The sequence below is a fragment of the Brachybacterium sp. Marseille-Q7125 genome, assembly GCF_023062615.1.
GTDB lineage: Bacteria > Actinomycetota > Actinomycetes > Actinomycetales > Dermabacteraceae > Brachybacterium.
In genome coordinates this window covers 33,390-39,389 of record NZ_JALLAL010000030.1, presented here as the reverse complement: position 1 = coordinate 39,389, position 6,000 = coordinate 33,390, and the positions used below count along the sequence as shown (strand labels likewise).

The following is a 6,000-nucleotide window of genomic DNA, read 5'->3' as shown; positions in this document are numbered from 1 at the left end:
CGTTCGGGGCCAGGAAGATGCACATCGTTCTCAATCGCGAAGCAGACACCCGAGGCAGAGGTCATGTCGCCCGCTGCACGATCGAGCGATTGATGAAGGACCTTGGCCTGCACGGGATCCGCCGGGCTAAGGCACCGAACACCACTCGTTCGGCTCCTCGCGAGCACTGCCCGCAGGACCTGGTGAATCGTCACTTCTCTGCCTTCGGGCCGAACCAGCTGTGGGTCGCCGATATCACCTACGTCCACACGTTCACCGGCTGGGTCTATGTCGCGTTCGTGACTGACGTGTTCAACCGCGAGATCGTGGGCTGGCGCGTTTCCCGCTCCCTGCACACCGACCTCGCGCTGGACGCCCTGAACATGGCCATCTACCTGCGCACACGAGATGGAGATGACCTGTCAGGACTGATCCATCATTCCGACCGAGGAGTCCAGTATCGAGCCATCCGCTACGGCGAAGCACTCGCTGAGCAAGACGCCGTCGCCTCCGTCGGATCCCGCGGTGACTCCTACGACAACGCCCTGGCTGAAGCCCTGAACTCCCCGTTCAAAGCCGAACTGATCCGTAACCGCGGACCCTGGCACGGCATCGACGACGTCGAGATCACGACCGCCGAATGGGTCCACCGGTTCAACACCTTCCGGCCCCACAGCACCCTGGAAGGCCTGACTCCCCAGACCTACCGGACCGCGCACAAGACCCTCACCCACCCCTCAGAACCCGCCCTCGACCCTCTGAACGCCAGATAACCCAGCCTCTACCAAACCCGGGGCTTGACACACCCTCACGCAGCAAGAGAACCGGGCACGAGCCGTGATCGCCGGCGATGCGAACGTGAAGGGGACCAGGTTCGTGAAGTCCACCAAGGTCGGCAAGGAGCTGGACGAAGCATCACTGGCACAGGCCAGATCGTTGGCCGGGCTGAAGGGCTACGTCACCAACATCCCCGCGAGAATCATGCCCGCAGCGGAGGTGATCTCCAGCTACCACGACCTGTGGCACGTGGAGCAGTCATTCCGGATGAGCAAGACAAACCTCCAGGCCAGGCCCATGTTCCACCGACAACGCGATGCGATCGAAGCTCACCTGACCATCGTCTTCGCGGCACTAGCGATCGCTCGCTACCTCCAGGCTGCCACCGGGGTCAGTATCCGGAAGACTATCCGGACCCTGAAGCAGTCCCGTGCGCCTCGGCTGCGACCTGGCGCAGCACGGCCTCACATGATTGCGCAGGTCACGATGGTCGATCGTCGGCATGTCGTGAAAGGAGCAGACACAGCACCTTAGGGCCGTGGCGGAGACAGGCGGAACCGGCACTCACCCTCGCCGCCGTGAGCATCGACCCACCGCGCCGGTGCGGCTCAGGGGCGCGGCGCCCCACCGTGCAGCAGCTGCTCGAACTCGCGGGTGAACCGGGCGGCATCGTGTTTGCGGTGCGGCATCATGCGGATGTCCCGTGCCCCGTCTACGTGAATGTGCACCCGCGAGAACGCCCCGCCGCCGAAGCTGATGCGGCGTACCCGCCCAGCTGGCTCGCTGCGCAGTGTCTTCGGTCGGTTCCGCAGTCCTGTCACCTGCGCGAGCACCACCCGGGAGTCGGTGACGATCAGCGCTTTCGGGGTCTCGCTCGCCACCGCCGGCAGCGCCAGCAGCACCCGCTCCCCAGGCTGCAGCACCTGCTCGAGCCGCGGCAGGGACAGATCGGCGAACAGCTCATTGCGGGACATTGCCGCGGTGAACCCGGAATCCGCCGCTCCCGACGGGTCAGGCCCCGTCTGATGCCCTCCGCCGCCGGGCAGATACGAACCGTGCTCGCTCATGCCACCGATCGTAGGTGGTGGCGGAGCAGGGCACAGCCGGGCCCATGGGGAGTACTCCCCATCGACGGGTGCACTGAGCTTCTCTACTGTGTGAACCGTCAGGGGCAGGACACGGGATAACCACGGCGCGCGAGCGTCGCAGGCAGGGGAGCGGACCGACGATGAGCGGTTTCTACGGCGCGAACACCGACCATCTGCGCCAGCATGGGCAGCTGATGGTGACCAAGGCGCAGCGAGTGATCGAGCTGCGTGACCAGCTGACGCCGCTGGTGATGGACGAGGGCATCTGGCGCGGTAGCGACGCCGATTCCTTCCGCTCCGAGTGGAGCGGTCACGTGGCTGGCCTGTTCGAGGGCGGTCAGCAGACCGTGGACCACGGCGGCAAGAGTCTCGAGGAGCACGCCGAGGAGCAGGATCAGGCCTCCGCCGATGGCGAGGGCGGCGTCGGCGGGTCCGGCGGTGGTGAGGACGGTGGCTGGAACCCCTTCGGCTTCCTGAAGGACCTCTGGGTCAAGGGCCAGGGGCTGTTCAAGAAGTTCAAGGACTTCATGAAGTTCGTGGACGCGATCCCCACCGCGTTCGACGAGTTCCGGAAGCTCGCTGATGCCGGGCTCGAGAAGCTGTGGCGGTCCGCTTACCTCGATGAGCTGTTCAAGGGCGGCAAGGGCTGGCAGGCCGCCGCGGAGAAGCTTTTCGACAAGCTGAAGATCCCGAACTCCCTGGGCAACTTCCGCCCCCTGGAGTGGCTGAACAAGCTCGACGATGTGGCGCCGTGGCTGAAGAGCGTCGGCAGCGGCCTCGGCAAGGCGATGCCGTTCGTCGACATCGCCCTCGGTGGCGTGCAGGCCTACAACGGCTTCAAGGACGGGGACATCTACAGCGGCGTCAGCGGCTCCCTGTCCGCTATCGGTGGCGGCCTGCTGGTCGCCGCGCCGTTCACCGGACCGGCCGCCCCGATCGTCGGCGCCGTCGGCGCGGGCCTCGGCATCGTCTCGGCCGGGATGGACATCGGCCGTATGGTCTACGACAACTGGGACGGCATCACCAGCACCGTCGGCAATGCTGTGAGCACCGTGGGCAATGCGGTCGGCTCGGCCGCTTCCGCGGCTGGAGATGCGATCGGCTCTGCGGCGTCGACCGTCGGCTCCGCGATCTCCGATGCCGGATCAGCGGTCTCCGACGCTCTGGGCGGTCTGGGCGAGGCCTTCGGCTGGTGACCGGGCGCACCAGAGTTCACCCGTTGCTCAGCTGCCCGGATCACATCCCCGCATAGGATCGCCCCATGACGACCCCTCCGCTGCTCACCGAACGTGACGCCGCCTCGGCCTACGCCCTGCTCGCCGAAGCCAGCGAGGACCCGAAGGTCCTGGCTGTGCTGTCCGATGAGGAACTGCTGGCCCTGGGCGGACCCAGCGCCCTCGAACTCGTCGGCAGCCCCTTTCTCGACGCGGCCGAGTTCGATCGGGAACAGGCCGCCGCGATCGCCGCCCGCTCCCTGATCGCCCGGGGACTCGTCGTCCTCGATGATGCGCAGCAGGAGAACGAAGGCGAGGACATCGTCGACCCGGAGCGTCCAGTCGAGCGCGCCGCCCAGCTGGACCGCACCCTCGCCGGCCTGCTCACGCTGCGCTCGATGCCACTGGCGGTCCTGAACCTCACCCGGCAGGTCGCTGACCAGACCACCTCCGTGATGGTCTACGTGTTCCCGCGCGAGGGCATCCTCGAGGAGCTCATCACGGCCGACGGGTTCCACCGCTTCAGCCTGCCGCTGCGCTCGGCGGTCCCCGCCCGACTGGCCCGCTACGTCGACCAGGACCAGGTGGCCGGCGACGAGGATGACGAGCCGATCCGCGCCACCGCCGCCGAGCTCGAGGGTGAAGGGGAGCTCGCCGAGGCGCTGCGTGACACGCGCGCCCTCACGGTCCTGACCAGCGCCGAATCCGACGGCTCCGCCCAGGTGTCGGTGATGGCGACCTCGCAGGACGTGTACATGATGGACACCCCCAGCTCGCCCGAGGAGCAGGTGGCGGTCCGTCGGATCTCCGCGCAGACCCTGCAGGACCTGATCGGCGAGGTGCTACCCGCTCCGGCCGACGCCTGAGCCTCCACCGCGATGACCCGCAGCATCGTCCTGATCCACGCAGTGCGTTCCTCGCGCACCATGTGGAAGGGGCAGCGCCGCCGTCTGCGTGAGCGCGGCTATCAGGTGATCGTCCCGGACCTGCCCGGTCACGGACGGCGCCACGACGAGCCCTTCACCCTCGAGGGCGCGCTCGCCACGATCGATGCAGCGGTCGCCGCCTGCGAGGAACCACCGCTGCTGGTGGGTCTGTCGCTCGGCGGCTATCTGACGGTGCACTGGGCCGGCACCCATCCGGGGCGTCTGGCGGGCGCGGTCGCCGCGGACTGCACCATCGTCCCGGGTCCCGCGATGGCGCGCCTGTACGGGCTGTGGCTGACGATGAAGGACTGGCTGCCCGGGGATTCCGATGCCCGGGTGGCCCGCTCCTTCGCCCGCCGCCACACCCGCAAGGCCGCGAAACGCTACTACGGCGGCGGGCGCGCCCACGGCGTGGTCTCCGCGGTGGTCCGCGCCGTCGGCTCCTTCGACCTGCTGGCCGATGTCACGCGAATCGACGTACCGATCACCTTCGTCAACGGCGAGCATGATCCATTCCGCCGCCACGAGGCCCTGTTCCTCGAGGCCGCGCGCGATGGGGAACTGGTGATCCTGCAGGACGCCGGGCATATCGCCAACCTGTCCCGCCCGAAACGGTTCGCGAAGATCCTGCACCGCTGCGCCGGGCAGGCGGTGTCGGCGTGACCGTACGGCCAGCGCCTCATCCCGTGGTGCTCATCCACGGCACGCGCACCTCCCACAGCCAATGGGACCTCCAGCGCCCCGGGCTGGAAGCCGCCGGGCATCGCACGACCGCCCCCGACCTGCCCGGGCACGGCGCGCGCCACACGGAGCCGTTCACCCTCGACGCTGCGGCGGAGGTGATCAGCCAGGCCGTGCGCGTGGCCGCCGAGGATGGTCCGACGCACCTGGTGGGCAGCTCGCTCGGCGGGATGCTCGCCATCCACACCGCCGCCCGGCTCACCGCAGAGGACCCGGCCCTGCTGTGCTCGGTCATCGCCTGCGGCGCCGCCGTGCAGCCCACGCCGCACACCGCCCGTGCGTACGCCGCGCTGATGGAGATGGTCGACCGGGTGCCCGGGGCGCGGCAGAGCACCTGGCCGCTGCGTCTGCTGCTCGGCGCCGAAGGAGCCCGCGCCTACGTGCGCGGCGGGAGGGCCGACGTGGCCGTGGTCGCCCCAGCCTTCGCCGCCGTCGCCTCCATGGACCTGCGCGCGGATCTCGCCCGCATCCCGGTGCCGGTGACCTTTCTGCATGGACGGGGTGATCACCTGCGCCTGCACGAACGCTCCTTCGTCGCCGCTGCGCCGCGCGGAGCGTTGGAGGTCCTGCCCTATGGCAATCACATGGTCAACCTGGTCCGCCCCGGTCGCTTCACGACCGACCTGCTGCGCGTGCTCGCCCGCAGCGAGCGGGAGGGCTGAGGCCACCTGCCAGGCAGGACGGCGTTCGCCCCGTACCCTGGCGATGTGACAACCATGCATCGCCCCACCCTGCGCGTCGGTTTCGTGCCCGGGGTCGAACCGGACCGCTTCCTGCGCCGGTGGAAGACTGGCCGCCGCAGCGCCTGGCTGGACCTCGTGCCCGTGCCGCTGTCGCGCCAACGCGAAGTGCTGGCCACCGCAAAGGTCGACATGTGCTTCGTGCGACTGCCGCTGCCCGAGCTCGACGAGCTGCACCTGGTGCGGCTGTGGGAAGAGCGCGCCGCCGTGGTGGTGGGGGACGAGAACCTCCTCAGCCTCCACGAAGAGGTCCGCGAAGAGGACCTCGCACAGTCTGGGGAGAGGGAGATCCTGCCCCAGCATCTCGATGATGCGGCCGATCGCGTCGCGATCGTCGCCACCGGCATCGGGTTCACTCGGATGCCGCTGTCCCTCGCACGGTTGCACCACCGCAAGGATGCTGTGCACCTGCCGCAGGTGGACGCCGAAACCACGCGCATCGGCCTCGCCTGGCCCCGTGAGGCCGATGATGATCTGCGGCAGGAGTTCGTCGGCGTCGTGCGCGGACGCACCGCCCGCTCCAGTCGCTGACCCG

Annotated in this window: 7 protein-coding genes and 1 pseudogene; 7 read left to right on the top strand and 1 reads right to left on the bottom strand. The window is 68.7% G+C overall.

From position 1 onward, the window contains the following. Together MU407_RS08975 and MU407_RS08970 are read left to right on the top strand one after the other, a co-directional pair. Positions 1-752: IS3 family transposase (locus tag MU407_RS08975; protein WP_281507809.1), on the top strand; the 752-nt coding region annotated here is incomplete at its 5' end. 31 nt (positions 753-783) lie between these two features. After that, positions 784-1,191 (top strand): annotated as a pseudogene (locus MU407_RS08970) (transposase); the annotation flags it as partial. A gap of 173 nt (positions 1,192-1,364) precedes the next feature. Here MU407_RS08970 and MU407_RS08965 read toward each other — a convergent pair. Continuing rightward, complete coding sequence (locus MU407_RS08965; RefSeq protein ID WP_146007800.1) at positions 1,365-1,823, bottom strand: hypothetical protein; 459 nt, start codon at positions 1,821-1,823, stop codon at positions 1,365-1,367. Positions 1,824-1,984: 161 nt separating this feature from the next. Here MU407_RS08965 and MU407_RS08960 point away from each other — a divergent pair, with 161 nt between their 5' ends. The 5 genes from MU407_RS08960 to MU407_RS08940 all read left to right on the top strand — a co-directional run bounded on the left by MU407_RS08960 (position 1,985) and on the right by MU407_RS08940 (position 5,996). Continuing rightward, positions 1,985-3,040 (top strand): hypothetical protein, encoded by a 1,056-nt coding sequence (locus MU407_RS08960; protein ID WP_246956778.1) that lies wholly within the window; start codon positions 1,985-1,987, stop codon positions 3,038-3,040. 65 nt (positions 3,041-3,105) lie between these two features. Continuing rightward, positions 3,106-3,924: a hypothetical protein gene (locus tag MU407_RS08955; protein WP_246956777.1), complete on the top strand. Its 819-nt coding sequence runs from the start codon at positions 3,106-3,108 to the stop codon at positions 3,922-3,924. A gap of 12 nt (positions 3,925-3,936) precedes the next feature. Beyond that, positions 3,937-4,647: an alpha/beta hydrolase gene (locus MU407_RS08950; RefSeq protein WP_246956776.1), complete on the top strand. Its 711-nt coding sequence runs from the start codon at positions 3,937-3,939 to the stop codon at positions 4,645-4,647. Beyond that, positions 4,644-5,387 carry an alpha/beta hydrolase gene (locus tag MU407_RS08945; protein WP_246956775.1) on the top strand — a complete coding sequence of 248 codons (744 nt, stop codon included), beginning with the start codon at positions 4,644-4,646 and terminating at the stop codon, positions 5,385-5,387. Before MU407_RS08950 ends, MU407_RS08945 begins: the two co-directional genes overlap by 4 nt. Positions 5,388-5,441: 54 nt before the next feature. Beyond that, on the top strand, positions 5,442-5,996 hold the full coding sequence (locus MU407_RS08940) for a LysR family transcriptional regulator (protein ID WP_246956784.1): 555 nt from the start codon (positions 5,442-5,444) through the stop codon (positions 5,994-5,996). Positions 5,997-6,000 lie beyond the last annotated feature (4 nt).